This window comes from Lysobacter enzymogenes, assembly GCF_017168095.1.
GTDB lineage: Bacteria > Pseudomonadota > Gammaproteobacteria > Xanthomonadales > Xanthomonadaceae > Lysobacter > Lysobacter enzymogenes_D.
This window is the reverse complement of the sequence record NZ_LXSD01000259.1, coordinates 1-26,949: the sequence shown is the minus strand read 5'-3', so window position 1 is coordinate 26,949 and position 26,949 is coordinate 1. Positions and strand designations below refer to the sequence as shown.

General features: G+C 70.3%; 21 protein-coding genes and 1 pseudogene. 12 read left to right on the top strand and 10 right to left on the bottom strand.

The features are described 5' to 3' along the window. Window positions 1-102: 102 nt before the first annotated feature. The 3 genes from A7A76_RS07280 (at window position 103) to A7A76_RS07270 (ending at window position 4,034) form a co-directional block, all read left to right on the top strand. On the top strand, window positions 103-1,383 hold the full coding sequence (locus A7A76_RS07280) for an ectonucleotide pyrophosphatase/phosphodiesterase (protein WP_206410568.1): 1,281 nt from the start codon (window positions 103-105) through the stop codon (window positions 1,381-1,383). Between the two features lie 531 nt (window positions 1,384-1,914). Beyond that, window positions 1,915-3,495 (top strand): DNA-3-methyladenine glycosylase 2 family protein, encoded by a 1,581-nt coding sequence (locus tag A7A76_RS07275; RefSeq protein WP_206410567.1) that lies wholly within the window; start codon window positions 1,915-1,917, stop codon window positions 3,493-3,495. Beyond that, window positions 3,492-4,034: a methylated-DNA--[protein]-cysteine S-methyltransferase gene (locus A7A76_RS07270; protein ID WP_206410566.1), complete on the top strand. Its 543-nt coding sequence runs from the start codon at window positions 3,492-3,494 to the stop codon at window positions 4,032-4,034. Before A7A76_RS07275 ends, A7A76_RS07270 begins: the two co-directional genes overlap by 4 nt. Before the next feature lie 119 nt (window positions 4,035-4,153). Here A7A76_RS07270 and A7A76_RS07265 read toward each other — a convergent pair whose 3' ends face one another. Next, on the bottom strand, window positions 4,154-5,440 hold the full coding sequence (locus A7A76_RS07265; protein ID WP_241200778.1) for a formimidoylglutamate deiminase: 1,287 nt from the start codon (window positions 5,438-5,440) through the stop codon (window positions 4,154-4,156). Window positions 5,441-5,582: 142 nt separating this feature from the next. Here A7A76_RS07265 and hutI point away from each other — a divergent pair, with 142 nt between their 5' ends. The 3 genes from hutI to A7A76_RS07250 all read left to right on the top strand — a co-directional run bounded on the left by hutI (window position 5,583) and on the right by A7A76_RS07250 (window position 9,309). Then, the gene (gene hutI / locus A7A76_RS07260) at window positions 5,583-6,884 is read left to right on the top strand and encodes an imidazolonepropionase (RefSeq protein WP_206410564.1); all 1,302 of its coding nucleotides are present in this window, start codon (window positions 5,583-5,585) and stop codon (window positions 6,882-6,884) included. A gap of 365 nt (window positions 6,885-7,249) precedes the next feature. Next, a complete protein-coding gene (locus tag A7A76_RS07255) occupies window positions 7,250-8,455 on the top strand; it encodes a membrane dipeptidase (RefSeq protein ID WP_206410563.1) in 1,206 nt (401 codons plus the stop codon). Then, window positions 8,452-9,309, top strand: a complete 858-nt coding sequence (locus A7A76_RS07250) for a DUF6348 family protein (RefSeq protein WP_206410562.1) — start codon at window positions 8,452-8,454, stop codon at window positions 9,307-9,309. The genes A7A76_RS07255 and A7A76_RS07250 overlap by 4 nt, the downstream gene beginning before the upstream one ends. Before the next feature lie 195 nt (window positions 9,310-9,504). Here the strand turns inward: A7A76_RS07250 and A7A76_RS07245 are convergent, their stop codons facing one another. The 3 genes from A7A76_RS07245 to A7A76_RS07235 all read right to left on the bottom strand — a co-directional run bounded on the left by A7A76_RS07245 (window position 9,505) and on the right by A7A76_RS07235 (window position 11,224). Continuing rightward, the gene (locus A7A76_RS07245) at window positions 9,505-10,158 is read right to left on the bottom strand and encodes a hypothetical protein (RefSeq protein ID WP_206410561.1); all 654 of its coding nucleotides are present in this window, start codon (window positions 10,156-10,158) and stop codon (window positions 9,505-9,507) included. Between the two features lie 264 nt (window positions 10,159-10,422). Then, complete coding sequence (locus A7A76_RS07240) at window positions 10,423-10,608, bottom strand: 30S ribosomal protein THX (protein WP_057946712.1); 186 nt, start codon at window positions 10,606-10,608, stop codon at window positions 10,423-10,425. Between the two features lie 208 nt (window positions 10,609-10,816). Further along, complete coding sequence (locus A7A76_RS07235; RefSeq protein ID WP_206410560.1) at window positions 10,817-11,224, bottom strand: MerC domain-containing protein; 408 nt, start codon at window positions 11,222-11,224, stop codon at window positions 10,817-10,819. Between the two features lie 92 nt (window positions 11,225-11,316). Between A7A76_RS07235 and A7A76_RS07230 the strand changes: the two genes are divergently transcribed. From A7A76_RS07230 to A7A76_RS07220, 4 genes are all read left to right on the top strand, one after another. Beyond that, a complete protein-coding gene (locus A7A76_RS07230; protein ID WP_206410559.1) occupies window positions 11,317-13,356 on the top strand; it encodes a TonB-dependent receptor in 2,040 nt (679 codons plus the stop codon). A 299-nt stretch (window positions 13,357-13,655) separates the two neighbouring features. Further along, window positions 13,656-14,105, top strand: a complete 450-nt coding sequence (locus tag A7A76_RS07225) for a MarR family winged helix-turn-helix transcriptional regulator (protein ID WP_206410558.1) — start codon at window positions 13,656-13,658, stop codon at window positions 14,103-14,105. Window positions 14,106-14,138: 33 nt separating this feature from the next. Continuing rightward, window positions 14,139-14,360, top strand: a complete 222-nt coding sequence (locus A7A76_RS26355) for a DUF6053 domain-containing protein (protein WP_428995100.1) — start codon at window positions 14,139-14,141, stop codon at window positions 14,358-14,360. Beyond that, window positions 14,279-15,535: an MFS transporter gene (locus tag A7A76_RS07220; protein ID WP_206410557.1), complete on the top strand. Its 1,257-nt coding sequence runs from the start codon at window positions 14,279-14,281 to the stop codon at window positions 15,533-15,535. Before A7A76_RS26355 ends, A7A76_RS07220 begins: the two co-directional genes overlap by 82 nt. Before the next feature lie 144 nt (window positions 15,536-15,679). On the opposite strand, the gene A7A76_RS07215 is transcribed toward A7A76_RS07220, so the two are convergent. Then, complete coding sequence (locus A7A76_RS07215) at window positions 15,680-16,177, bottom strand: transcriptional repressor (protein WP_206410556.1); 498 nt, start codon at window positions 16,175-16,177, stop codon at window positions 15,680-15,682. 52 nt (window positions 16,178-16,229) lie between these two features. Then, window positions 16,230-17,627 (bottom strand): glutamate--tRNA ligase, encoded by a 1,398-nt coding sequence (gltX, locus tag A7A76_RS07210; RefSeq protein WP_206410555.1) that lies wholly within the window; start codon window positions 17,625-17,627, stop codon window positions 16,230-16,232. A gap of 133 nt (window positions 17,628-17,760) precedes the next feature. Here gltX and lpxH point away from each other — a divergent pair, with 133 nt between their 5' ends. Then, window positions 17,761-18,495, top strand: coding sequence for a UDP-2,3-diacylglucosamine diphosphatase (gene lpxH / locus A7A76_RS07205; RefSeq protein WP_206410554.1), 735 nt, complete (start codon window positions 17,761-17,763; stop codon window positions 18,493-18,495). A gap of 306 nt (window positions 18,496-18,801) precedes the next feature. Here lpxH and A7A76_RS07200 read toward each other — a convergent pair whose 3' ends face one another. Together A7A76_RS07200 and A7A76_RS07195 are read right to left on the bottom strand one after the other, a co-directional pair. Then, entirely contained in the window at window positions 18,802-21,060 is a 2,259-nt protein-coding gene (locus tag A7A76_RS07200) for a TonB-dependent receptor (protein ID WP_206410553.1), read from the bottom strand. A gap of 269 nt (window positions 21,061-21,329) precedes the next feature. Continuing rightward, on the bottom strand, window positions 21,330-23,774 hold the full coding sequence (locus tag A7A76_RS07195) for a DPP IV N-terminal domain-containing protein (RefSeq protein ID WP_206410552.1): 2,445 nt from the start codon (window positions 23,772-23,774) through the stop codon (window positions 21,330-21,332). A gap of 82 nt (window positions 23,775-23,856) precedes the next feature. Here A7A76_RS07195 and A7A76_RS26350 point away from each other — a divergent pair. Then, window positions 23,857-23,988, top strand: a pseudogene (locus A7A76_RS26350) (DUF6053 domain-containing protein); the annotation flags it as partial. Between the two features lie 14 nt (window positions 23,989-24,002). On the opposite strand, the gene A7A76_RS07190 reads toward A7A76_RS26350, so the two are convergent. Both A7A76_RS07190 and purF read right to left on the bottom strand, forming a co-directional pair. Next, window positions 24,003-24,827 carry a ferritin-like domain-containing protein gene (locus tag A7A76_RS07190; RefSeq protein WP_206410551.1) on the bottom strand — a complete coding sequence of 275 codons (825 nt, stop codon included), beginning with the start codon at window positions 24,825-24,827 and terminating at the stop codon, window positions 24,003-24,005. Between the two features lie 277 nt (window positions 24,828-25,104). Continuing rightward, a complete protein-coding gene (gene purF / locus A7A76_RS07185) occupies window positions 25,105-26,574 on the bottom strand; it encodes an amidophosphoribosyltransferase (protein WP_206410550.1) in 1,470 nt (489 codons plus the stop codon). Between the last annotated feature and the right edge of the window lie 375 nt (window positions 26,575-26,949).

Below are 26,949 nucleotides of genomic sequence, written 5' to 3'. Positions count from 1 at the left end.
GCCGGCGCAGCTTCGTGCCGACCTTGGCGGCCCGCCCGCCGCGCGGCCGCCGCGCGCGACGGCCGACACCGGCCCGACATGCGCCGCGGCTATCATTCCGCGATGCATTCGATCGCCCCCGCGGCCCGCGCCGCCCTGCTCGCCGCCCTCGTTTCCCTCGCCGCCTGCGCCGCCCACGGCCCGCAAAGGGCGGCCCGTTCCGATCCGCCCCCGGCCGACACGCCGCTGCTGCTGATCTCCATCGACGGCTTCCGCGCCAGCTATCTCGAACTCGGCCTGACCCCGAACCTGCAACGCATCGCCGACCGCGGCGTGCGCGCGCAATGGATGAACCCGTCCTACCCGTCGCTGACCTTTCCCAACCACTACACCTTGGTCACCGGTCTGCGTCCGGACCATCACGGCGTGATCCACAACAGCATGAGCGACGCCGACCTCGGCAAGTTCAAGGTGTCCGACCGCAACGCGGTCGGCGACACGCGCTGGTGGAACGGCGGCGAACCGATCTGGATCGGCGCGCAGAACGCCGGCCTGCGCAGCGCCACCTTGTTCTGGCCGGGCAGCGAAGCGCCGATCCGCGGCCTGCGCCCGAACCGCTGGAAACCCTTCGACGCCAAGATTTCCGAGAACGCGCGCGTCGACGAAATGCTCGCCTGGCTCGGCGAGCCGGCCGCCACGCGCCCGCACGTGGCGACCCTGTACTTCGACGCGCTCGATCACGAAGGCCACGATCACGGCCCCGATTCGCCGGAAGCGCGCACAGCGATGCAACGCATCGACGCCGCGCTCGGCCGCCTCGTCGACGGCCTCGCCGCGCGCGGCGAGCTCGACCGCGTGAACCTGATCGTCGTCTCCGACCACGGCATGGCCGAGGTCGCGCCGGGCCAGCGCATCGCGGTCGAAGACATGGTGACGCCGCAGCAGGCGGTGGTGACCTCGGTCGGCCAGTCGATCGGCGTCGCCCCGAACCCGGGCTTCGAGGCCGAAGTGGAGCGGCGCCTGCTCGGCAGGCACGGCCACTACCAGTGCTGGCGCAAGGGCGAACTGCCGGCGCGCTGGCAGTACGGCACCCATCCGCGGGTGCCGCCGATCGTCTGCCAGATGGACGAAGGCTGGGACGCGATCGACGGAGAGACGCTGAAGAAGTCGCCGAAGAACCAGACCCGCGGTTCGCACGGCTACGACCCGGCGCTGCCGTCGATGCGCGCGATCTTCATCGCCCGCGGCCCGGCGTTCCGCCAGGGCGCGACGATCCCGGCGTTCGACAACATCGACGTGTATCCGCTGCTGGCGCGCTTGCTCGGCATCAAGCCGGCGCAGAACGACGGCGACATCGCGCCGTTGCTGCCGGCGCTGAAAGACCCGCGCGCGCAGAAAAAGTAACAAGCGTAACTGTTGCCGCGACAACGACGTCGGCCGCGGCTCGCGTTGCCGATCCGATCGGCGTAGCGCTTGCGCGGTTGACGTTTGTCATCGCATGCGGATTCAGTGACGCCGATACTGCTTCTTGCGCCGGCGACGGCGCTAACTTGCACGCGGGCACTCCAGGGACCTCCACTGCGCGCCCCCGCAGGGCAAGACCCGGCCCGGTCCGTCTCCCCCGATGGCCGGGCCGTTTGCTTTTGCGCCATCGCGATAGCGACGATGCCGCAGCCGCTCCCTGCAGGAGCGGCGCAAGCCGCGACCGCGCCACTGCGCCAACGACGCATCGCGCCTACTCGCCGTCGCCGACGAACGCTGCTGCCGCTGTGTCGGCAGATGGCTTTCATCGCCGCTGAACCTGTGCGATCGCGGCTCGCGCCGCTCCTGCAGGGAGCGGCCGCGGCAGACGCCTGAATCGGCCCATTTCGCGCCGTTTGCGTTGATGTCCGAATCCGGCGAGTCGCCCTCCCGGCCCGGTGCTAGGCTGCCTGCATGGACGTCTCCGCCCTTCCCGCTCCCGACCCTTCGCTGCCGCCGCCGCAAGTGTGCGAGCAGGCGCGCATCAGCCGCGATCCGCGCTTCGACGGCCTGTTCTTCGTCGCCGTCACCAGCACCGGCATCTATTGCCGGCCGGTGTGTCCCGCGCCGACCGCCAAGAGCGCCAACGTCAAATATTTCGGCCACGCCGCGGCCTGCGAAGCCGTCGGTTTCCGCCCGTGCCTGCGCTGCCGCCCCGAGCTGTCGCCAGCCGAAGGCGCGTGGCGGCGCGGCGATGCGGCAGTGGCGCGCGCGCTCAAGCTGATCGACGAAGGCGCGCTCGCCGACGGCCCGCTGTCGGCGCTGGCCGAACGCGTCGGCCTGGGCGAGCGGCAACTGCGCCGGCTGTTCGTCGAACGCCTCGGCGCGCCGCCGATCGGCGTGCACGGCACGCGCCGGCTGCTGTTCGCCAAGCAGTTGCTGACCGAGACCCGGCTGCCGATCACCCAGGTCGCGCTCGCCGCCGGTTTCGGCAGCCTGCGCCGCTTCAACGCGGTGTTCCTGGAAGCCTACCGCATGGCCCCGCGCGATCTGCGCCGGCGTCCGAACGAGTCGCCCGCGAGCGAAGGCGACGGCGATGCGCTGGTGCTGCGGCTGGGCTATCGCCCGCCGTACGACCTGAGCGCGATGCTCGATTTCCTGCGCGGCCGCGCCCTGCCCGGCGTCGAACACGTCGACGAACGCAGCTACAGCCGCGCGATCGGCCCGATCGACGCGCCCGGCTGGCTGCGGGTGAGCGCGTGGCCGTCGGATCAACGCGGCCGCCAGCACGCGCTGAAACTGGAACTGCACGGCGCCGCGCCGTCGCGGCTGCTGGAAATCACCAACCGCCTGCGCCGCATGTTCGACCTCGACGCCGACCCCAACGCCATCGGCGCGGCGCTGTCGGTCGATCCGCGCTTGCGCGAGCTGGTGGCCAGGCGCCCCGGCCTGCGCCTGCCCAGCGGCTGGGACGGTTTCGAGATCTCGGTGCGCGCGATCCTCGGCCAGCAGGTCAGCGTCGCCGCCGCGCGCACGCTGGCCGCGCGCGTGGCGCAGCGGTTCGGCCAGGCCCTGCCGCAGCCGTTCGGGCCGGGGCTGACCCACCTGTTCCCGACGCCGGTGGAATTGGCCGATGCCGATCTGGCCGAAATCGGCCTCACCCGCGCCCGCGCCGACACCGTGCGCACCGTCGCCCGCGCCCTGCTCGACGGCCGCGTCGATTTCCGCGCCGAGCGCACGCTCGACGAGTTCGTCGCGCGCTGGGTCGCGCTGCCGGGCATCGGCCCGTGGACCGCGCACTACATCGCGATGCGCGCGCTCGGCCATCCCGACGCCTTCCCCGCCGACGATCTGGTCCTGCAAAAGGCCCTGCCCGAAGACGGCGTGCGCCTGAGCGCGAAGGCGCTGAACGCGCGCGCCGAAGCCTGGCGGCCGTGGCGCGCCTACGGCGTGATCCACACCTGGCGCGACAGCATGCCGGCGCCGTTGGCGCTGAAAACGCCGGTGCGCGCCGCGCCAGCCGGCAAGCACAGGAAAGCGAGGCAGGCCGCATGAGTTCGCCGATCCGGCTCAAGCGCGGCGAAGTGCGCTATCAACACATCGACAGTCCGGTCGGGCGGTTGCTGCTGGCCAGCGGCGGCGACGGCCTGCGCCTGATCGAATTCGAAGAGCCCTGGCATCCGGCGGCGATGGACGAGCAATGGCGCGAAGGCGACGACGCCGTGCTCGCCGCGACCCGCCGCCAGCTCGGCGAATACTTCGCCGGCCGGCGCCGCGGTTTCGACCTGCCGCTGGCGCCGCACGGCACCGCGTTCCAGCTGCAGTGCTGGCGCACGCTGGCGCTGATTCCCTACGGCGAGACCTGGAGCTACGGGCAGATGGCGCGGCATCTCGGCCAGCCCACCGCGACCCGCGCGGTCGGCGCGGCGAACGGGCGCAACCCGCTGCCGATCGTGCTGCCCTGCCACCGCGTGATCGGTTCCGACGGCAGCCTGACCGGCTTCGGCGGCGGCTTGCCGGTGAAGAAGCAGCTGCTGACGCTGGAAGGCGCGCTGCACGAAGCGCCGCAAGTGGCCGACCTGTTCGGCGGTTGAGGCACCCTGTAGGAGCGGCGCGAGCCGCGACTGCGACAACGCAGCAACGCCGAAACCTGCGCGGAAGTTGCGTTGCCGCGGTCGCGCCTCGCGCCGCTCCTACAGGCAGATCGCCGAGATCAGTCGGCCAGCAGCGCGCGCAAGGTTTCGCCGTAGCGGCGCGCGATCGCCTCGCGATCGCGATGGCGGCCGTCGGCCACCACCCGCTCGCCGGCGACGAAGACCTCGCGCACCAGGTTGCGGTTGCCGCTGAACAGCCAGCGATCCACGTAGTCGGCATCGGTCGCGCCGGCGAAGGCCGGGGCGTCGCGGTCCAGCATCAAGGTATCGCCGGCCAGTTCCGCGGCGGCGAAACCGGTCGAACGCGCGGCGCTCGCGGCGACGCCGCGCAGCAAGGTCTCGCCGACGCTGTCGGACCCGTCCGCGCCGACGCTCACCGCGATGTTGCGCCGGCGCGTGATCAGGCGCTGCCCGTATTCGAGCCAGCGCAGCTCTTCCACCGGCGACACCGAGATGTGCGAATCCGAGCCCACGCCCCAATGGCCGCCGGCGTCGAGGTAATCGCGCAGCGGGAACAGGCCGTCGCCGAGGTTGGCCTCGGTGGTGGTGCAGATCGCCACGGTCGCGCCGCTGGCGGCGATGTCCTGCACTTCGCCGCCGTCGAGATGGGTCGCGTGCACCAGGGTCCAGCGCTCGTCGACGGCCGCGTTGTCGAGCAGCCAGCGCACCGGCCGCGCGCCGCGCACGGCGAGGCAGTCCTCGACTTCGGCCACCTGCTCGGCGATGTGCACGTGCACGCGGCTGCCGGCCGGCAGCGCCGCCAGCACCTCGCGCATCGGCGCCGGCGGCACCGCGCGCAGGCTGTGCAGGCAGCAGCCCACGCGCAGCCTCGCATCCTGTTCGGCGCGCAGGGTGTCCAGCAGGCGCAGGTAGGCATCGACCTCATGGCCGAAGCGGCGCTGGCGCTCGCCGAGCGGGCGCTGGTCGAAGCCGCCGGTCATGTACAGCACCGGCAGCAGGGTCATGCGGATGCCGGTGTCGCGCGCGGCGGCGATCAGCGCGCGCGACATCGCCGCCGGGTCGGCGTAGGGCCGGCCGTCGGGCGCGTGGTGCAGGTAGTGGAATTCGCAGACGCTGGTGTAGCCGGCTTCGAGCATTTCGGCGTACAGCTGCGCGGCCACCGCATACAAGGCGTCCGGGGTGAAGCGGGCGGCGAAGCGGTACATGGTCTCGCGCCAGGTCCAAAAACTGTCGGCGGGGTTGGTCTGGCGCTCGGCCATGCCCGCCATCGCGCGCTGGAACGCGTGCGAATGCAGGTTGGCGATGCCCGGCACGATGCGTTCGCCGGACGCGTCGCCGCGCCAGCCTTGCGGGGTCCACACGGAATTCGGAGCGGTTGCGTTCATGGCGGGCATTCTCGCCTGCGCCGCGGCCGAGGAAAACCGCCGCGGCGGCGCTTTGCCGAAGCCGGCCGCCCGGCGCGTCCGCGCCGGCACGATGCGCCGGCGTACACAGCCGGCCGCGGCCGCAAGCACTAGAATCGCGGCCATGACGTCCCCATCGCACTCCACCGACGGCTTGCCTCACGACGGCTTGCCTCACGACGGCTTGTCTCACGACGGCCGGCCTCACGACGGCCCGCCCTACGACGGCCTGATCCTCGGCGCTTCGCTCGCCACCCTCGACGCCGCCGCCGGCTACGGCGAAATCGCCGACGCCGCCCTGGCCTGGCGCGACGGCCGCATCGCCTGGCTGGGCCCGCGCGCGCAGTTGCCCGCGGCGCCCGAGGCCTTGGCCGCCCAGGTGATCCAGGCCGAAGGTTGGATCACCCCGGGCCTGATCGACTGCCACACCCACCTGGTCTTCGCCGGCGACCGCGCGCGCGAGTTCGAACTGCGCCTCAACGGCGCCAGCTACGAGGAGATCGCCCGCGCCGGCGGCGGCATCGTCTCCAGCGTGCGCGCGGTGCGCGACGCCGACGAGGACGAACTGCTGCGCCAGTCGCTGCCGCGCGCCCGCGCCCTGATCGGCGACGGCGCCACCACCCTGGAAATCAAGTCCGGCTACGGCCTGGACTTCGACAACGAACGCAAGATGCTGCGGGTCGCGCGGCGCCTAGGCGAACGGCTCGGCGTGCGCGTGCGCACCACCTATCTGGCCGCCCACGCGCTGCCGCCGGAGTACCAGGGCCGCGCCGACGAGTACATCGACGCCGCCTGCGAATGGCTGCCGCGGTTGCACGCGGAAGGCCTGGTCGACGCGGTCGATGCGTTCTGCGAAGGCATCGGCTTCAGCCCGGCGCAGACCACCCGCATGTTCGAGGCCGCGCGCGCGCTCGGCCTGCCGGTCAAGCTGCACGCCGACCAGCTCAGCGACCTCGGCGGCGGCGCGCTGGCGGCGGCGTTCGACGGGCTCTCGGCCGACCATGTCGAGCACACCTCGCTCGACAGCGTGCGCGCGATGGCCGCGCACGGCACGGTCGCGGTCCTGCTGCCCGGCGCGTTCCACGTGCTGCGCGAAACCAGGCTGCCGCCGCTGGACGCGTTCCGCGAACACGGCGTGGCGATGGCGGTGGCGACCGACTGCAACCCCGGCACCTCGCCGTTGCTGTCGCTGCGCCAGGCGATGCAGCTGTCGTGCACGCATTTCAAGCTGACTCCGGAACAGGCGCTGCGCGGCGCGACCGTGCACGCGGCCCGGGCGCTGGGACTGGCCGATGCCGGCGCGCTGCGGGTCGGCGCGAGCGCGGACTTCGTGCTGTGGGACATCCGTCACCCGGCCGAGCTGTGCTACTGGCTCGGCGGGCGGCTGGCGCAGCGGGTGTTCTGCGCGGGGCGGCAGGTCGCTTGATCGCTGGTGGCGCGTAGCAGCGGCCTCGACATCGCGCTTGCGACGTAGGTGAGGTTTAGCGGTCGCGGCTTGCGCCGCTCCTACAGGTAGGCCGTACAGTCTGGCTTCGCTCGTACCCACCCGATCGCCGGATCGCCCGATCGCCCCCAGTAGGAGCGGCGCGAGCCGCGACCGCGCCAACGCGATAACGACGAAAGCCGCGCCGTAGCGGTGTTGCCGCAATCGCGGCGCGCGCCCTTCCCACAGGGGCTTCGGACCAACGCGACCGCGCCCCGTCGCTGCACCGCCACAACCCGCACCGCGGCGCTGTTGTACGCTGGCCTCCCGCGCGCATCGATGCGCGCCGCGCCCATCCCGGAGGACCCGTGCGGATCGCCGCTCTCGCTTTAGCCCTCGCCCTGTGCCCGCTCGCCGCGCAGGCCGACCAACCCCTCAGCGCCGGACAGCGCTTCGCCCAGGGCGCGATCATCGTCGACACCCATATCGACGCGCCGAGCCTGCTGCTGCGCGAGTGGGCCGACCTCGGCCTGGACGCGCCCAAGGTCGAGTTCGACTACCCGCGCGCGCGCCAGGGCGGGCTCGACGTCGCCTTCATGTCGATCTACACCTCGCCCGGCGAAGACGCCGCCGGCACCGCCACCCAGACCGCGCACACCCAGATCGACGCGGTCGAGGCGATGGTCGGCCGCCGCCCCGAGCAGTTCGCAGTGCTGCGCTCACCGAAGGACTTCGAACGCTTGAACGCGCACAACCAGCGCGTGCTGCTGGCGCTGGGCATGGAGAACGGCGCGCCGATCGGCGCCGACCTGTCGAAGCTGAAACTGTTCTTCGACCGCGGCGTGCGCTACATCACCCTCGCCCACAGCGAGGACAACCGCATCAGCGATTCGTCCTACAGCCGCAAGCGCACCTGGAAGGGCCTGAGCCCGTTCGGCGAGAAAGTCGTCGACGAAATGAACCGGCTCGGCATCATGGTCGACGTCTCGCACCTGTCCGACGACGCGGTGCGCGCGGTGCTCGCGCGCAGCAAGGCGCCGGTGATCGCCAGCCACTCGGGCCTGCGCCACTTCACCCCCGGTTTCGAGCGCAATCTCAGCGACGAACTGGCCAAGGCGATCGCGGCCAAGGGCGGCGTGGTCCAGGTGGTGTTCGGCAACGCCTTCGTCGATCCGGCCTCGGCCGCCGACACCCAGGCCTATTTCGTCGCCAGCGCGAAGTTCGAGCAGGAACAGGCGGCGGCGCGCAAGCGCGGGGAGACGCCGAAATCGGCGGAGGCCTTCGACAAGGAATGGGAGGCGGCGCATCCGCCGCGCGCGGTCAAGATCGACGCGGTGCTCGACCAGATCGATTACGCGGTGAAGCTGCTCGGCGCCGACCACGTCGGCATCGGCTCCGACTTCGACGGCGTCAGCGGCGCGCTGCCGCAAGGGCTCAAGTCGGTCGCCGACTATCCCAACCTGATCGAAGGCCTGAAGGCGCGCGGGCATTCGGACGAGACCATCCGCAAGGTGCTCGGCGCCAATCTGCTGCGGGTGTGGAGCGAGGTCGAGGCCAAGGCGGTGCGTTCGTGAGCGCGTCGGCCGCCGGCCCCGCGTTCGCCCTGCTCGAGGCCAATCCCGGCGGCTCGCCCGCCGGCCATCTGCGCTTCGAGGACGAGAACGGCGAAACCTACCTGGAGCCGTTCGACCTGGTCGAGACCCTGGCCGACATCCTCGCCGCGCTGGGCCACCGCGCCCACGCCTACGACGACGGCTGGATCGAGATCGGCGACGACGGCCTGTTCGCGTTCCCGCAACTGGTCGAGTTCACCGAGCTCGACGGCGGCACCATCCGCACCGCCAGCACCATCCAGTGCAATCACCCGCAGTTGTTTCCGCAGGGCCTGTTCGAATACCAGCACGCCACCGGCGAGAACTTCGACGCGTCGATCAGGCGCGGCTTCGACCAATGGGCGCGCACCGATCTGATGGCGCTGCTGGACGCGGCGCGGCCGGAACCGGAGTACTGCATGAGCATGCGCATGGAGTTCGGCGGCGAGAACGGCGCGCCGCTGCGCAAGCGCCGGGTCGTGTTCGGCCCGGTCGCGCATTTCGGCCGCGCCGAGCAGGCCGAAGCGGCCGGCGAATGCGCGGTGGACGGCGACGAGGACGGCCACGATTTCTGTCCGTGCTGCCTGTTCACCAAGTCGCTCGACGCGTTCCAGCCGTTGCTGGACGCGCAGGGCGTGTTCGCGCTGCGCCTGTTCGCCTCGCGCGACCACGAGGACGGCGAATGCCAGGCCGATTGCCGGGTCAACGGCGAGGACTGGCCGCAGGGCCTGGACGGGCTGCGCGCCTACGCCGCGGCGTGGCCGACCGCGCCGGGGCAGACCATCGAGTTCCGCAAGCAGTACGTGATCGTGCAGGACGCGCCGGCCGCGGATTGAATGCTGCGCAGAACAGGAAAGCATCGGGCCTGAAGGCGCTTCCACATCGGACAACTCCTGTGGGAGGGCCTTCAGGCCCGACGCCTTCCGCCCACACCGCCCGAAACTCCACCGCAACAAGCCCCCTGAAACAACGAAGCCCGGCATGCGCCGGGCTTCGTCGTTGTCGCGCCATCGGGCAACCGAACGTCGGGCTCAGAAGCTCCAGCGCACGCCGAGGCGGTACTGCTTCTGGTCGCTGCCCATCTCGGCTTCGCCGACGATGCCCCAGCTGTCGTTGAACTTGATCAGGCCGCCCAGCGTGCCGCTGAACTCCTTGTCGTACATGTCGCCGTCGGTGTAGCTGGCCTTGACCCAGCCTTCGAAGTTGCGCGCCAGCTGGCCGCGCAGGCCGATCGAGGCGCGGTAGTCGTCGCCTTCGGCGGTGTCGTTGTCGAAGAAGCCCTGGTCGACTTCGAAACGGGTGCGCAGGAACGACACTTCGCCGTTCCACTCGACCCGGTCGCTGAGCTGGTGGGCGTAACCGATGCCGGCGTGCGCCTGCTTGAGGTCGGTGCCGAATTCGAAAACGCGGCCGTAGCCTTCGACGTCGACGCCGAGCTTGTCGTCCTTGCCCTGGCTGTAGCCGCCGAACACGTAGAACTTCTCGCCGACCGCGATCGAGCCGTTGATGAAGCCGCCGTTGGCGGTCATGTCGTCGACCGAGAAACCGGCGGGCAGCTGCGTCGGCAGCTCGACCTCGTTGCTGGCGAAGCCGGCTTCGACGTAGGAGTGGCTCAGCTTTTCGTAGGCGCAAGCCGAAGTGGAGGCGGCGGCCAGCGCGACGGCCAGCGCGAGTTGCTTCTTCATAAGTCCCCTTGATCCTTGATGTGGTAAGCGTCCCGTTCCTCGGGAACGGCGGGGATGTTAATGAAAAAGTTACAAGCCGTCTCGAATTTTCGAGGGGTGGCACGTTTCGTGCGCGACGCAAGTGAGGTTTGTACCGGCTTGGGCCCGCACGCGCGTCACGCGCGCGACGGATAAAGGCGGCAGAGGAAAAGCCGCGCGCAAACAAAAGCCCCGCCGGAGCGGGGCTTCGTCGTCGCATCGGCGGCCGCGGGGCCGCGCAGCGACTTACTCCTTGGTGGCCTTCTTCGCCACGACCTTCTTGGCCGGCGCCTTGGCGACGGCGGTCTTGGCGGTCTTCTTGGCGGCCGGCGCGGCGGCGCTGCCGGTGGCCTTGGTCACGGCCTTGCGGGCGTTGCCGTAGCTGGAGTTGTAGCGCTTGCCCTTGGCGGTCTTGCGGTCGCCCTTACCCATGGTCGTGCTCCTGTAATCGTGATTTGCGGTCTTTCGAAATGATGGTCCGCGCAGGCCGCGAACGCCGCGGCCGGGTCGCGAAGCCCGGTGTCCGGCGCAGAAGGCCCGCGCGCGAGGCTGCGAAGCCTAGCACAAGCGCCTGGAACTCGGCTTCCACGGCGGCCCGCGAAGGCCGGCGGGGCGGCGCGGGGACGCGCCGCAGCGGCGCTCAGTGGGCGCAGCGGGCGTCGTGGACGTGGCCGTGGTTGAGCCGCAGGTTGGCCAGATGGGCCAGGCCGACCAGGGCGCCGCCGACGGTCATGGCGATCGCGTGCGGGACCAGGGAATGGTGCAGCGGGGCGTACAGCACGCCGACCCAGAGCAGGGCCAGGCCGGGCACCAGCAGGCTCAGCGCGCGCAGGGCGTGGTGGCGGCGATAGCCGGAAATCACGCTGAAGCAGCCCAGGGCGGTGGCGAAGATCACGAACGCGAGCTCGAAGCTGTCGCCGAACCACGCCGCCAGCCCCAGCGAGGGCAGCACCGCGATCAGCAGCGGCAGGGCGGCGCAATGCACCGCGCAGGCCAGCGAGCCGAAGGCGCCGATCCGGTCGAGCAGGCCGCGAAGGAATGCCGTCATGAGGGGATGACTAATGGGATGGTTGTCAATCAGATTGCGTTACTTTATAACATTTCAACCTCCCCCGCCAGTTCAGAATCGGCTCTTTCATCATGTCCAACCCCATCGTGGCCTCTCCCCGCGTCCGCCGCAGCGCGCTCGCCCTCGCCTTGTCCCTGGCCCTGCCGTTCGGCCAGGCCGCGGCCCAGGACGCCGCCGGCGCCGGCGCCAACGCCGCCGCCGCCAACCCCAGCGACACCCGCCACGACAAGGCTACCAGCCTGGACGCGGTGGTCGTGACCGCCAGCCCGCTCAAGAGCAGCGCCGAAGACCTGGCCCAGCCGGTCGAAGTGCTGGCGGGCGAAAAGCTCGACGAAGCGCGCGGCAACACGCTCGGCGAAACCGTCGGCAAGCTGCCCGGCGTGCAGAGCTCCAACTTCGGCGCCGGCGTCGGCCGGCCGATCATCCGCGGCCTGGAAGGCGCGCGCGTGGCGGTCATGAGCGGCGGCCTGGCGACCCAGGACGTGTCCACCGTCAGCCAGGACCACAACGTCGCGATTGAGCCGTTCCTGGCCGACCAGATCGAAGTGCTCAAGGGCCCGGCCACCCTGCTCTACGGCAGCGGCGCGATCGGCGGCGTGGTCAACGTGGTCGACGGCCGCATCGCGGAAAAGCCGCTCGACGAAACCGTGTCCGGCCGCGCCGAGATCCGCCGCAGCACGGTCGACAGCGGCGTCACCGGCATGGCCCGCGTCGACGCCTCCGGCGCCGACGGCGCGCTGGTGCTGCACGCCGACGGCGTGTACCGCAACAAGGACGACTACGACACGCCGCTGGGTCGCCAGCGCAACAGCTTCGTCGATACCAAGACCGGCGCGCTCGGCGCGTCCCTGGTCGGCGACGCCGGTTTCCTGGGCTTCTCCGCGGCGCGCTACGAAGACAAGTACGGCAATCCGGGCGAGCCGGGCAACGCCGAGGAAGGCGAGTCGCCGGTGCACATCGACATGAAGCAGAACCGCTTCGAGCTCAAGGGCGGCGTCAACCAGGAGTTCGGCCTCTTCAGCGGCCTGCGCGCCAGCGTCGCCAGAACCGAATACGAGCACACCGAATTCGAAGGCGCCGAGGTCGGCACGCGCTTCCTCAACGACGCCACCGAAGGCCGCTTCGAACTCACCCACAAGCCGCTGGCCGGCTGGACCGGCGCGATCGGCCTGCAGGGCTACGACCGCACCTTCCAGGCGATCGGCGAAGAGGCCTTCGTGCCGCGCACCAAGACCCGCGCCGGCGGCCTGTTCCTGACCGAACAGCGCGAGTGGGACGCGCTCAAGCTCGAACTCGGCGCGCGCGTGGACAAGGTCAAGGTGACCCCGGACGGCGGCGACAAGCGTGATTTCACCCCGCTGAGCCTGTCGGCCGGCCTGCTGTGGAAGTTCAACGACGCCTGGCGCCTGAGCCTCAACCTCGACCGCGCCGAGCGCGCGCCGGCCGAGGAAGAACTGTTCGCCCACGGCCTGCACGCGGCCACTGCCTCGTTCGAGATCGGCGATCCGAACCTGCGCAAGGAGCGCGCCGACCAGTTCGAGCTCGGCCTGCACTACCACGGCGCCAAGTTCGAGGCCAAGGTCGCCGCTTACCAGACCCGTTTCGACGGCTTCATCTACCTGGTCGATACCGGCGAGGTCGAGGAAGACAATCCGGTGCGCCAGTGGAGCCAGGCCGACGCCAAGTTCACCGGCTTCGAGGGCGAGGCGATCGCCCATGTGTTCGACGGCGCCGCCGGCAAGTTCGACGTGCGCGTGTTCGGCGACACCGTGCGCGCCAAGCTCGACCGCGGCGGCAACCTGCCGCGCATCGCGCCGGGCCGCTTCGGCGGCGAGCTGCGCTGGAACGCCGACAGCTGGCGCGCCTCGCTCGGCGCCACCCGCTACATGAAGCAGGACAAGGTGGCGGCGAACGAGACCCCGACCGACGGCTACACCCTGGTCGACGCACACCTGGCGTATCACTGGGACGCCGGCAACCTCGGCTACGAGCTGTTCCTGGACGGCAACAACCTCACCGACCAAGTCGCGCGCGTGCACACCTCGTTCCTCAAGGACACCGTGGTGCTGCCGGGCCGCGGCGTGGATTTCGGCGTGCGGGTGTTCTTCTGACGGGCTCGCGCTAAGCATCGCGTCGGTCGAAATCGCATCAGTCGAAGTCGCATCGGTCGAAATCTCACCGGTCGAAAATCGCGCCGGGCCCGCCCGGCGCCGCGCAGGGGTTCCGCGCGCGGAGCCGGGACCGTCCTCTCTCCCGATCGCCGGTTCCCGACCGGCATCGCGGTCCCGCCTCCGCGCTTCTGCTGCGCCGGCGGTCCGACGCCCTGCTCTTCCGGACGCCTGCCCTTCCGGACGCCGACCTTCGCGGTCGGCGTTTGCGGTGGCAGGCTCATTAGGTGTATATACACACAATGACCGAAACCGCCGCCCCCGCCCAGCCCCCCAGCGTCTGCACCTGCTTCCGCATGCGCAAGCTCTCGCGGCTGATGAGCCAGCGCTACGACCAGGCGCTGGCGCCGGCCGGCATCAACCTCAACCAGTACTCGATCCTGCGCCGCACCGGCGGCCGCGGCCGGCCGCTGGGCGAGATCGCGCACGAGCTGGGCATGGACCGCAGCACCCTGAGCCGCGACCTCAAGCCGCTCAGCGCGGCCGGCTGGATCGAATCGGCGCCGGGCGCAGACGCGCGCCAGCGCCTGCTGCGCATCACCGCCGCCGGGCGCGCGGTGGTCGAGCGGGCGATGCCGCTGTGGCGGCAGGCGCAGGACGAGATCGATGAAGGCCTGGGCGCGGACGGCGTTGCTGCGTTGCACGCGCAGTTGGACCGGGCGATCGCGCAGTTGCAGGGCGACGCGCCATGAATCTCGCCGGCCCGCCTTTGTGGGAGGGTCTTTGTGGGAGGGCCTTCAGGCCCGATGCCTTTCGCTCAGGCCGGAACGAAAGGCATCGGGCCTGAAGGCCCTCCTACAACAGCGGGTTCGGCCCGTCTCGAACCCACATCGGGCCTGAAAGGCCCTTCCCTCCGGAGCCCGCCATGTCCTCCACCCCGCTCCCGGCGTCGACCAAGCCCGCGTCCTACTGGCCGCTGCTGCTCGCCGCCACCGCCATGCTGTTGATCACCATGGGCATCCGCCAGTCGCAGGGGCTGTTGGTCAAGCCGATCGGCCACAGCACCGGCCTGGGCATCGCCGAGATCAGCTTCGCCCTGGCCATCGGCCAGTTCGTCTGGGGCGCGGTGCAGCCGCTGTTCGGCGCGCTCGCCGACCAGCGCGGTCCCGGCCGGGTGCTGGTGTTCGGCGGCCTGCTGTTGATGGCGGGCATGGCGCTGACGCCGTTCGTGTCCTCGCAATGGGGGCTGATGGCGACGCTCGGCCTGCTCGGCGCGGCAGGCGCGGGCGCGGGCAGCTTCTCGATCCTGATCGGCGCCACCGCCCAGCGCATCCCGGCGGAAAAGCGCTCGATGGCCGCGGGCGTGATCAACGCCGGCGGCTCGATGGGCCAGTTCCTGTTCGCGCCGCTGGTGCAGGCGGTGATCGCCGCGGCCGGTTGGATGGCGGCGATGTGGACCCTGGCGGCGGCCGCGCTGGCGACGCTGCCTTTGGCCTGGCCGCTGCGGCGCCGGCGCGAAACCGCGGCCGCCGTCGCCGGCGCGAACGCCGCGGCGGACGGCATCGGCCTGCGCGAACAACTGCGCATCGCCTTGCGCAACCCCAGCTACTGGATGCTGCACGTGGGCTTTTTCACCTGCGGCTTCCACATCGCCTTCCTGGTCACCCACCTGCCCGGCGAGATCGCGCTGTGCGGGCTGTCGGACAACGTCTCGGCGATGGCGCTGGGCCTGATCGGGCTGTTCAACGTCGCCGGCAGCCTCGCCGCCGGCTGGCTCGGCCAGCGCTGGCGGATGAAGTACCTGCTCGCCGGCATGTACGCCAGCCGCGCGGCGCTGATCGCGATCTACCTGGTTTCGCCGCCGACGCCGCTGACCTTCTACCTGTTCGCCGCCGGCCTGGGCGTGACCTGGCTGGCGACGGTGCCGCCGACCGCCGGCCTGGTCGGCAAGCTCTTCGGCCCGCGCTACCTGGGCACGCTGTTCGGCCTGACCCTGCTGTCGCACCAGATCGGCGGCTTCTTCGGCGCCTGGCTCGGCGGCCTGGCGATGGCGAAGTTCGGCGCCTACACCTGGATGTGGTACGCCGACATCGTGCTGGCGCTGCTGGCCGCGGCGGCGAATTTGCCGATCCGCGAGGCCAAGCCGGTGACGCCGGCGCTGGCGGCCGCGGCGAAAGCCTGATCGCCCCCTGTAGGAGCGGCGCAAGCCGCGACCGCGAATCCACAACCACGACGCAACCCCGTCGGCAGGTTATTCGCCCGGACGAGGCTTACGTCGTAGTTGCGGATTCGCGGTCGCGGCTTGCGCCGCTCCTACAGAAAGATTTCAGGCCTTGGCGGCCTTGGCTTCGACGCAGTTCGCGCACATGCCGTGCACTTCCAGGGTCTGCGCCTGCGGCACGAAGCCGAGCGCGCGGGCGCGCGCCTCGAGCAGGTCGACGATGCGCTCGTCTTCCAGTTCGGTCGCCGACTGGCAGGTGTCGCAGATCAGAAACGGCACCGCGTGCTGGGCCGCGCCCGGATGATGGCAGCCGACGAAGGCGTTGATCGAGGCCAGCTTGTGGATGAAGCCGTGCTCGAGCAGGAAGTCCAGCGCGCGGTAGATCGTCGGCGGCGCCGCCGCGTCGTGGGTCGCCTTCATCTGGTCGAGCAGGTCGTAGGCCTTCATCGGCTTGCCCGCGTCGGCGATCAGCCGCAGCGCGTGGGCGCGGATCGGCGTGAGCCGCAGCCCGCGCTGCTCGCAGGCCCGCTCCACCTCGTGCACGAAGCCGTCGCCGTCGTGGACGTGGTGCTGGGGATCGGTGCAGGCGGTGCTGGTGCTCATGGCGGGCTCCGGTGGCGGCGCGGCGGCCTTCGCTGGGCGAACGGGGCGGGAATTACCCAGGGATCTTAGTAAGGGCGGCGTCGATGCGTTGCAAGGCCTCGGCCTGGCCGGCCAGGTAGACCGTGTGCGAGATGTCCGGGCTGACCTGGGTGCCGGTGATGGCCACGCGCAGCGGCTGGGCGACCTTGCCCATGCCCAGGCCCAGGGCCTCGGCGGCCTCGTGCAGGGCCGCGCCGACCGCGTCGGCGGTCCACGCCGGCAGCTGCGCCAGGCGCGCGCGCGCCTCGGCCAGCGGCGCGCGCGCGGCGGCGTTGAGGTGCTTGGCCACGGCGGCCTCGTCGTACTGGGTCAGCGGCCCGAACCACACCGCGGCGCGCTCGGCCATGTCCTTGAGCGTCTGCACGCGGTCGCGCAGCGCGACCACGATGTCGGCCGGCGCCGGACCGGCGGCGAGGTCGTAGCCGTGCCGGCGCAGGTGCCACTCCAGGTGCCTGCCGACCTCGGCCGGATCGTCGCTCTTGAGGTACTGCTGGTTCATCCAGCCCAGCTTGGCCTTGTCCAGGCGCGAGGCGCTGGAGTTGACGTCGGACAGCTGGAACAGCCGCGTCATCTCCTCGACCGAGAAGATCTCCTGGTCGCCGTGCGACCAGCCCAGGCGGACCAGATAGTTCAGCAGCGCGTGCGGCAGATAACCCTCGTCGCGGTACTGCATCACGTCGGCCGCGCCGGTGCGCTTGGACAGCTTGGCGCCCTCGGGATCGAGGATCATCGGCAGGTGGGCGAAATGCGGCACCGTCGCGCCCAGCGCCTGGTAGATGTTGATCTGGCGCGGGGTGTTGTTGACGTGGTCGTCGCCGCGCACGACATCGGTGATCTTCATGTCGAGATCGTCGACGACGACCGCGAAGTTGTAGGTCGGGTAGCCGTCGGCGCGGAAGATCACCAGGTCGTCGAGCTCGCTGTTGGCGATCTCGATCCGGCCCTTGACCTTGTCCTCGAACACCACCGTGCCCTCGAGCGGGTTCTTGAAGCGGATCACCCGGTTCGGATCGTCGCGGTACGGCTCGTTGCGCTCGCGGTAGGCGCCGTTGTAGCGCGGCTTCTCCTTGGCCGCGAGCGCGGCGTTGCGCGCGGCTTCCAGCTCGTCGCGGGTCTCGTAGGCGTAGTACGCGGTGCCCGCGGCGACCATCTGCTCGGCGACCTCGCGGTAGCGGTCCAGCCGCTGGGTCTGGTAGATCGGGCCTTCGTCGTAGCTCAGGCCGAGCCAGTCCATCGCCTCCAGGATCGCGTCGATCGCCGCCTGGGTGCTGCGCTCGCGGTCGGTGTCCTCGATGCGCAGGACGAACTGCCCGCCCGCGCGGCGCGCTTCCAGCCAGCAATACAGGGCGGTGCGGGCGCCGCCGATGTGCAGGTAGCCGGTGGGACTGGGGGCGAAGCGGGTGCGGGTCATGCGCGGGCTCGGGTGGATCGGAGGGAGACCGGGGATTTTAACGGATGCGGGGCCGGCGGGTTTTGCGGGGGCGGCCGGGGGCCGCAAGCCGTGCCGCGCGGGCGTTTCGGGCGAAACGCCCTAAACTAGCCCCATGACCACGCTCTTCATCTCCGACCTGCACCTGGACGCCGAACGCCCGCAGATCACCGAGCTGTTCGGCCGCTTCGTCCGCGACGAAGCCCGCGGCGCCGACGCGCTGTACATCCTCGGCGACCTGTTCGAGGCCTGGGTCGGCGACGACGACCCGGCCGAGACCGGCGCCTTCGTCGCCCGCGAGCTCAAGGCGCTGGCCGATTCGGGCGTGCCGGTGCATTTCATCCGCGGCAACCGCGACTTCCTCCTCGGCCGCGACTACGCCGCGCGCGCCGGCATGCGCATGCTGCCGGATCCGAGCGTGATCGTGCTGTACGGGCAGCCGGTGCTGATCGGCCACGGCGACCTGCTGTGCACCGACGATGTCGCCTACCAGCAGTTCCGCGCCCAGACCCGCCACCCGCTGTGGCAGGCCCAGTTCCTGGCCCAGCCGCTGGCCGCGCGCCTGGCCTTCGCCCAGCAGGCGCGCGCGGCGAGCAAGGCGCACCAGGCCGGGCTCAAGGACGCCGGGCGCATGGAAACCATCACCGACGTCGCCCCGGCCACCGTCGCTGAGACCTTCGTGCGCTACGGCGTGGACACGATGATCCACGGCCATACCCATCGCCCTGCGATCCACGAACTCGACGCCGGCGGCCGCCCGCGCAAGCGCGTGGTGCTCGGCGATTGGTACGAGCAAGGTTCGGTGTTGCGGGTGGATCGCGACAGCATGCGCCTGCAAGCGCTGGACTGATTCGGCGGGATAGCCGGTTGCGTCGTGTGTGCGGTGACGCGATCGCGGCTTGCGCCGCTCCTACAGGGAGCTGCGTTCGATCTTCACGCGCTGGAACAATCCGCATGGCCTACCTGTAGGAGCGGCGCGAGCCGCGACCGCGGGGAAGCCGGTTGCGCCGTATCTGCGGGGTCGCGGTCGCGGCTCGCGCCGCTCCTACAGGGGTTCCTTCGGGCTTCGCCAGCGGCCTGGAAAAGCGAACGCCCGCGGCAACGCGGGCGTTCGCCTATCCGCGACGCGCGCCTTCGCAGGCGCGCGCCACGGCGATCAGAACTTCACTTCCGCCGTCACGAACACCTGCCGCGGCGCGCCCGACTGCAAGGTGTAGTTCAGGCCCTTCGGATCCGAGGCGACGAAGCCGTTGGTGCCGATGCTGCCGAAGTATTCCTTGTCGAACAGGTTGGTCGCGTTCAACTGCAGCTTGAACGCATCGGCCCACGACAGCTGCTTCCACTCGTACGACGCCGACGCGTCGACCACCCAGAACCCGTCGACCTTGGAGTCGTTGAGATAGGTCAGGTAGCGCTTGTCGGTGTACTTGGCGCCCAACTGCAGCGACAGTCCGTCCTGCTCCCAGCGCAGCTCGGTCGCGTACAGCCGCTTGGGCGCGTCGACCACCTGCTTGCCGCGGGTGCGCACCAGGGTGGCGCCGTCGAGATAATCCGACTCGTACTGCGAATCGTTGAACGCCAGCGAGTGGTACCAGGTCAGCCCGGCGATCGGCTTCCACTGCACGGTGATCTCGGCGCCGCGGCTTTCCACGTCGCCGACGTTGGCGAAGCTCGACGCGCAGCCGACGATGCCGGCGCAACGCGCGATCGCCAGCAGGCGATTCTCGAAGTTGACCCGGTACACCGCCACCGAGGCCTCGATCCGGTCGCGGCTGGTGCGCAGGCCGGCTTCGAAGGTCTTGGAGCTCTCCGGCTCCAGCGAGCCCACCGCCGCGTCGAACGCGGCCTGCGAGGTCGAATGCGGGCCGTTGACGCCGGTGCGGAACGCCGACAGGTTCTCGCTGTAGGAACCGAAGATTTCCTCGTGCTCGCCGAGCTGCCAGCGCGCGCCGAGCTGCGGCAGGAAGTTGTCTTCCGACACCAGCTTGCCGCTGGCGCGGCTGGCGCCGCCGATCAGGGTCTTGCCGTCGGTCTCCACGCGCAGGCCCTTGAAGCCCGCGTCCACGGCCAGGCGGCCGTCGGCGAACTCCATGTGGTCGAGCACGTAGTACATGCGCGTGTCGGTGTCGAAGCGCTGGCGGAACACGCGCTCGGACGGGTTGCGGTAGAAGAAGATGTCGTTCGGCGGCTCGCTCGCCTTGAGGTCGTAGAAGTTGCGCTGCACGCCGTGGTCGTTCTTCTCCAGCCACAGGCCGGCCTGCAGGCGGTGGTTGCCGAGCTGCCAGCTCAGGCTCGGCATGAAGCCGGTGCGCTCGATGTCGTACTCGGTGGTGCGCATGCGCAACGGCACCGTCGGCGACTTCGAATACGGCGTGGCCCAATGGCCCTGGCCTTCGTTGGTGTGGTAGTAGACGGTGGCCGCCAGGGTCACGTCGGGCGAGGCGTTCCACTCGGCGCTCAGGTACGCCAGATCGTCGTCGCGCACGCCGCGGGCGATGTAGTAGGCATCGTCCAGGCTGGTCACGCCGCCGCGGAACACGCCGTTGGCCGCGTCGATGGCGCGCTGCCAGTCCTTGGCGTAGTTGTCCCAATCCATGCCCAGGCGCTTGGCCGATTCCAGCGACAGGTCGGCGTAGTCGGTCTCGCGGCGGCGCGAGGAATCGGCATAACCGGTGATCTTGAAGTCTTCGCCGGCATAGACGAACTTGCCGTTGAACTGGGTGCCGCGCTGCGGGCCGTCGCCCTTCCACTTGTCGGTGGTGTGGTAGACGCCGCTGAGGTACGCGCTGAAGCCGTTGTGGTCGCCGGTGTCCAGGCGCACGAAGCTGCGGCGGGTGGCGTCGCTGCCCAGGGTCTGGGCCAGGCGCACGCCGAATTCGGAGGCCGGATCGGAGCTGAAGAAGCGCAAGGTGCCGCCGAGGTTGCCCGAGGACGCGGTGTCGATCGCGCCCGAGCCCTGCGACAGTTCCGCGCCGGACAGATTCTCGGACGTGATCGCGCGGCCGATATGCAGGCCGTTGTGGTTGCCGTAGCTCATGTCGCCCAGCGGCACGCCGTCGAGGGTGAAGCCGAGCTGCTGCTGCGAGAAGCCGCGGATGCTGAGCTTGCTCGACCACTCGTAGTTGCCCCACGGATCGGAACTCTGGAAGTGCACGCCCGGCAGCTTGGCCATCACCTTGAGCGGGTTGGTGCCGGCGGCTTCGCGCTGCAGTTCGGCGCGGCCCAGCGCCTGCACCTGGCGGGTCTGGCCGGTGCCGACCACCGACACCGCATCGAGCGTGGTGGCGTCGCGGCCGGCGTCGGCGCTGGCGTCGGCGGGCGCGGCGTCGGCGGCGGGCGCTTCGGCGGCGAAGCTATGACCGGCGTGCAGGCACAGCAGGATCGAGGCGGCGAGGAGCGTCGTCTTCGTCGTCATGGGACTTCCGATTTTTATGGGGGACCGCCACTGGCGCGATCCCTCGCGTCATTCGCTCCGGGCGGCAAGGAGCGAAGGCCGGAAGTCTGTTCGGGACGTGTGAAAGGGGTATTTCAGATCGGCGTCATTTGATGGATTCGGCGCGGATCGTGTGCGCGTGTTGCCATCGCCGGTGCAGGCGCGGTCGCAGGTTTCGGCGTTTCATGACGTTGTCTATCGCGGTCCGCTTGCATCGTGCCGGCGCGCCGAGCGGCGCGCCGGCGCGTGGGTCAGAACACCTGCCCGCTCGGCTTGCCCGGCGGCGGCGCCAGCTTGTATCCGGCCGGCGGCCGGGTCCCGCCCAGGTGCTCGACGAAGTAATCCCACATCCGCCGCGTGTAATACGCGTCGTTGCGGAACAACTCGTGGTTCTGGTTCGGCAGGTACAGCAGGTCGAAGTCCTTGTTGGCGCGGATCAGCGCCGCGGAGAACTGCAGCGTCACCGCCGGCAGCGCGTTCTCGTCGAGGTCGCCGAGCACCAGCATCAGCTTGCCCTGCAGCTTGTCGGCCAGCGCCGCGTTGTCGAGCGCGCGATAGTTGTTCGGCACCGCGCCGGGCGTGGGCTGGACGCGGCGGCCGTCGCCGTAGTCCGGCGGCCCGGCGAGCAGGCGCTCCAGGCCGTTGACGCCGCCGCCGTACATGCCCTGGTAGTTGTGCGGGCCGGCCGAGGACACCGCGACCTTGTAGAAATCCGGCCGGTACAGCATCGCGCGGGTCGAGGTGTAGCCGCCGAAGGAATGGCCGTAGACACCGACGCGGTCGGTGTCGATGCCGGGGAAGCGTTCGGCCAACTGCTTGATCGCCGCGACATGGTCGTCGATCTGCGGATCGGCGAAATCGCCGAAGCTGACGTCGTGGAAGGCCTGCGAACGGCCCGGCGTACCGCGCGCGTCGATGGTGATCGTCACGAAGCCCAGCCGCGCCAGCGCCGAACGCGAGATCGGGTTGGTGGTGGCGGCGGCGTCGACGAAGCCGACCGGCGCGTTGTTGATCTGCGGGCCGCCGTAGAACGCGTCGATCACCGGGTACTGCCTGGGCCTGGCCTTGTCCTTGGCGTAGTCCGGCGGGAAATACGCCGTGGCCCATATCTCACTGCGGCCGTCGGCGGCGGTGAACTTGAGCCGCTGCGGCGGCACCCAGCCGGCGGCGCGCACCGCGCTGTCGTCGGCGCGTTCGAGTTCCATCGCCACCGCGCCGTCGCGGGCGGAGCGCAGCACCGTGCGCGGCGCGCTGTCGAGGGTGGAATAGCTGTCGATCACGTAGGCGCCGTCGGGCGAGAGCGGATCGTTCGGCGGGCCGCCGAGGATCGCGCTGGCGCCGGCTTCGATGGCGTGGTCGGCCGTTTCCGGCGTCAGCAGGACCGGTTCGCCGCCGTCGAGCGAGACCCGGTACAGCCGGCGCTGATACGGATCGCCGGGTTCGCGTCCGCCCGCGGTGAACCAAAGCTCGCCGCGTTTTTCGTCGACGCCGATGACGTCGCGCACCAGCCACGGCCCCGAGGTGATGCGGCGGACCAGGCGCCCGTCGTTCAAGTCGTAAAGGTAGAGATGGCCCCAGCCGTCGCGCTCGGAGAACCACACGATCTGCTTGCGCGCGCCGAGCACCGCCACCGCCGGGCGGCTGTAGAGAAAATCGTTGAGCTGGATGCGGGTGTCGGAGCGTTCTTCCAGCAGCGCGCGCGTGTCGCCGCGGTCGAGGTCGATCTCGGTCAGCTGCATTCGTGCGGGGCGGTCGTAGCGCGCGATCGGCGCGTACACGCGGCGGCCGTCGGCCGACCAGCCCAGCACGTCGGATTCGATCGCGTGGTTCCAGCCGGCCGGGATCGCGATGCGGCGCACCGTGGCGGTTGCGATGTCGATCGAAAACCATTCGTCGCGCGCGGTTTCCGCCTCGCCCAGCAGGCCCAGGCGGATGTCGTAGACCTTGGGCTTCCAGCCATCGTCCGGCGCCATCGCCACCATCGGATAGGGCTGGACCTTGCGCTCGTCGTAGCGGGTGCCGAACACGCGCCGGCCGTCGGGCGACCAGCTCACCGTCATCGGCGGAGTCTTCCACTTGCCCTGCTGCCGCGGCACCGCGTGCAGGGCGAAATCGGGCAGCACGCCATAGCCGTAATGCGCTTCGCCGTCGCGGGTGAGCTGGGTTTCCGCGCCGCTGCGCAGGTCGCGCAGCCACAGGTTGTACTCGCGCACCAGCAAGGCGCGCTCGCCGTCGGGCGACGGCAGCCACAGCGGGTCGGCCGCGGCCACAGTGGAGGTTTTGCAGTGGTACGCCGACAGGTCGCACGACCACGTCGTCGCGCCGGCGACGAAGCGCGCGTGCAGCGCGCCGTCTTCGATCCGCACCGATACCGGCGCCAGCGCGGCGTCGGTTGCGGGAGCGGCCGCGGCCAGCGCCGCGCGCAGGCGCGCCGGATCGAACAACGCCTCGCGGCTGCGTCTGGCCGGATCGATCAGCACGTACTCGGCGCCGGCCGTGCCGTCGCGGCGGTACCAGAAGCGGCCGTCGGCGAGCCAGTTCGGATCGACCTTGGCGTTGCGCACCTTGCCCTTGAGGTTGTAGTCGAGCACTTTCTCGGCGCGGGCGTAATCGTCCGCGCCGGGGCCGGCGGCCGGCGCGTGCAACGGCGCGCAGGCCAACAGCGATGCGGCGAACAACGGAATCGTCGGTCTCACAGCGTCCCCCTTCCTGGTCTGTGGAAGGGCGACCTTGGCATATTCGCCGGGACGGCGCTTTGCGCGCAGCGGCGGCGGGGTGATGCGGCGCAGCGAGCGCGCGCAGATGTGTTTTTTTGTTGAGGCTTTTGTAGGAGGGACTTCAGTCCCGATGCTTTCGGCTCAGATTGCGGCGATCCGGCACGAGAGCATCGGGACTGAAGTCCCTCCTACAAAAGCAAGAACGGGTCAGTCGCGCGGGCCGGCGAAGGCCTCGAGCATGCGCAGCTCTTCGTCGTCGAAGCCGGCCTCGCTGCGCGCCTGGAAATTGAACGGTCCGTACAGCACCGCGCGGGCGTATTCGGCCAGCAGTTCGCGGAAGCGCGGATGCGGGTCGACGCCGGCGCGCTCGCAATACCAGCGGAACCAGCGCGAGCCGGCGGCGACGTGGGCGACTTCTTCGCGCAGGATGGTGTCCAAGATCGCGACGGTGGCGTGGTCGCCGATCGAGCGCAGCTTGACGATCATGCCCGGGGTCACGTCGAGCCCGCGCGCTTCCAGCACCCGCGGCACCAGCGCCATGCGCGCCAGGCCGTCGTGGGCGGTCTTCTCGGCCATTTCCCACAGGCCGTTGTGGGCGTCGAAATCGCCGTAGTCGTAACCCAGTTCCTGCAGGCGGCCGCGCAGCAGCTGGAAATGGCGCGCCTCGTCGTTGGCCACGCCGACCCAGTCGGCATAGAACTGCGCCGGCAGGCCGCGGAAGCGGTAGACCGCGTCCCAGCCCAGGTCGATGGCGTTGAATTCGATGTGGGCGATGGCATGGACGAAGGCGGCGCGGCCTTCGGCGCTGCCGAAGCCGCGCTTGGGCAGTTCGCGCGGATGCACCAAGGCCGGCCTGGGCGGCCGGCCCGGCATGCGGATCGGCTCGGGCGCCGGCGCATCGGCCGGGGTGGTCAGCTCGCCGCGTGCGAACGCGGCGGCATAAGCGAACGTCCGTTCGACCTTGGCCTCGGGTGTGGTCGCGTCGAGGCAGGCGCGCGCGGCATCGAATAGGGTGGCTGGGGTGGCGGTCATGCGGGCAGCGGCGGGCTTGGGCGGAGGGCGACGACGCGGGCTCGCAAGATCGCCTCGCTCGCTTCATCCCCCGTCATTCCGGCGAAAGCCGGAATCCATTTTGATTTTGCTGTTGCTGTTGCTGTCGCCAAGCGCAAACGCACAAGCAAAATCAAAATGGATTCCGGCTTTCGCCGGAATGACGGGGTTAGGGGGTATCCGAAGCCCTGGATCTGGCGCGGATACGGCGGATGTGGCGGACGCGGCGGCGTGAGCCTGGACGAAACCCGCGCCGCGCTCACGAAGCGCGGCGGGTCTTCTTGGCGTCGTCCGAGCGCATCTGCTGGATGCGCTCGAAATAGCCCGGCTCCACGCCGGTCACGTACTCGCCGTTGAAGCAGGACGAATCGAAATGATCGATGCGGTGCTTGGGCCCGGACACCGCCTGCTCCAGCGCGTCGAGGTCCTGGTAGATCAGCCAGTCGCAGCCCAGCAGCTCCTGCACCTGCTCGTCGCTGCGGCCGTGCGCGACCAGTTCCTCGGCCGAGGGCATGTCGATGCCGTAGATGTTCGGATGCCGCACCGCCGGCGCCGCCGAGGCGAGATAGACCTTGCGCGCGCCGGCGTCGCGCGCCATCTGCACGATCTGGCGCGAGGTGGTGCCGCGCACGATCGAGTCGTCGACCAGCAGCACCACCCGGTTGCGGAATTCCAGCGGAATCGGGTTGAGCTTGCGCCGCACCGATTTGGCCCGCTCGCCCTGCCCCGGCATGATGAAGGTGCGGCCGACGTAACGGTTCTTGATGAAGCCTTCGCGGTACTTCACGCCCAGGGTGTTGGCGATTTCCAGGGCCGAGTCGCGCGAGGTGTCGGGGATCGGGATCACCACGTCGATGTCGTGGTCCGGGCGCAGGCGCAGGATCTTCTCGCCGAGCGTCTGGCCCATGCGCATGCGCGCCTTGTGCACCGAGACGTCGTCCATCATCGAGTCGGGCCGGGCGAAGTAGACGTATTCGAAGATGCACGGGGTGTGCTTGCGCACTTCCGCGCATTGCTTGGAGAACAGCTCGCCGCGCGCGGTGACCACGATGCCCTCGCCCGGGCGCACGTCGCGCACGCGCTCGAAGCCGAGCAGGTCCAGCGCCACCGATTCGGAGGCGATGGCGTATTCGTCCTGGCCGCCGCTGCGGCGCTTGCCCAGCACCAGCGGGCGGATGCCGTGCGGGTCGCGGAACGCGACCAGGCCCAGGCCGAGCACGGTGGCGACCACCGCATAGCCGCCGACGCAGCGGCGGTGCACGCCCTCGATCGCGGCGAACGCGGCGTCCGGGGTCAGCGCGCGCTGGCGGTCGAGCTCGTGCGCGAACACGTTGAGCAGCACTTCCGAGTCGGACTCGGTGTTGACGTTGCGGCGGTCCTGCTCGAACACCTCGCGGCGCAAGGTGTCGGTGTTGATCAGGTTGCCGTTGTGGGCCAGGGCGATGCCGAACGGCGAGTTGACGTAGAACGGCTGAGCCTCGTCGGAGCCTTCGCTGCCGGCGGTGGGATAGCGGCAGTGGCCGATGCCGACGCGGCCTTCGAGCAGGCGCATCGAGGCCTCGTCGAACACGTCGCTGACCAGGCCGTTGCCCTTGTGCACGCGCAGGCGCGCGCCGTCGGCGGTGGCGATGCCGGCCGCGTCCTGGCCGCGATGCTGCAGCACCGTGAGTCCGTCGTAGAGCTGAGCGGCGACATCCGTGTTGCCGACGATTCCGAGAATGCCGCACATAGCGCTGGTCCTGCCTGTCGTGTCGCGTGGGGACGCGTGATGAGTCTGAAGCCGCCGTGGTGCCGGGCGCGCGGCCGGGGCCGCGATCCACAGGCCGGCCGAACGTGCCTGCCGAACGCGCCTACCGACCCTGCCTGCCGAAACTGCGATCGCGGCGCGCGACCGGGCGCGCGTCGCGGCCGCGATTATCGCCCGAGGCGGCCGCCAATGCAGTGATCGCGGCGAACGCGGACGCGAAACGGCGGGTTCGGTAAGCCCGCAGATGGCGGCGCGGGCGCGGGTTTGCAAGCCGCCGCGCGCGCCGCCGGGGCGCGCGCCGGCGCCTCAGCGGACGTAGGCGTCGTCGCTGTTGGCGTCGACCGGGCGGCCATCGTC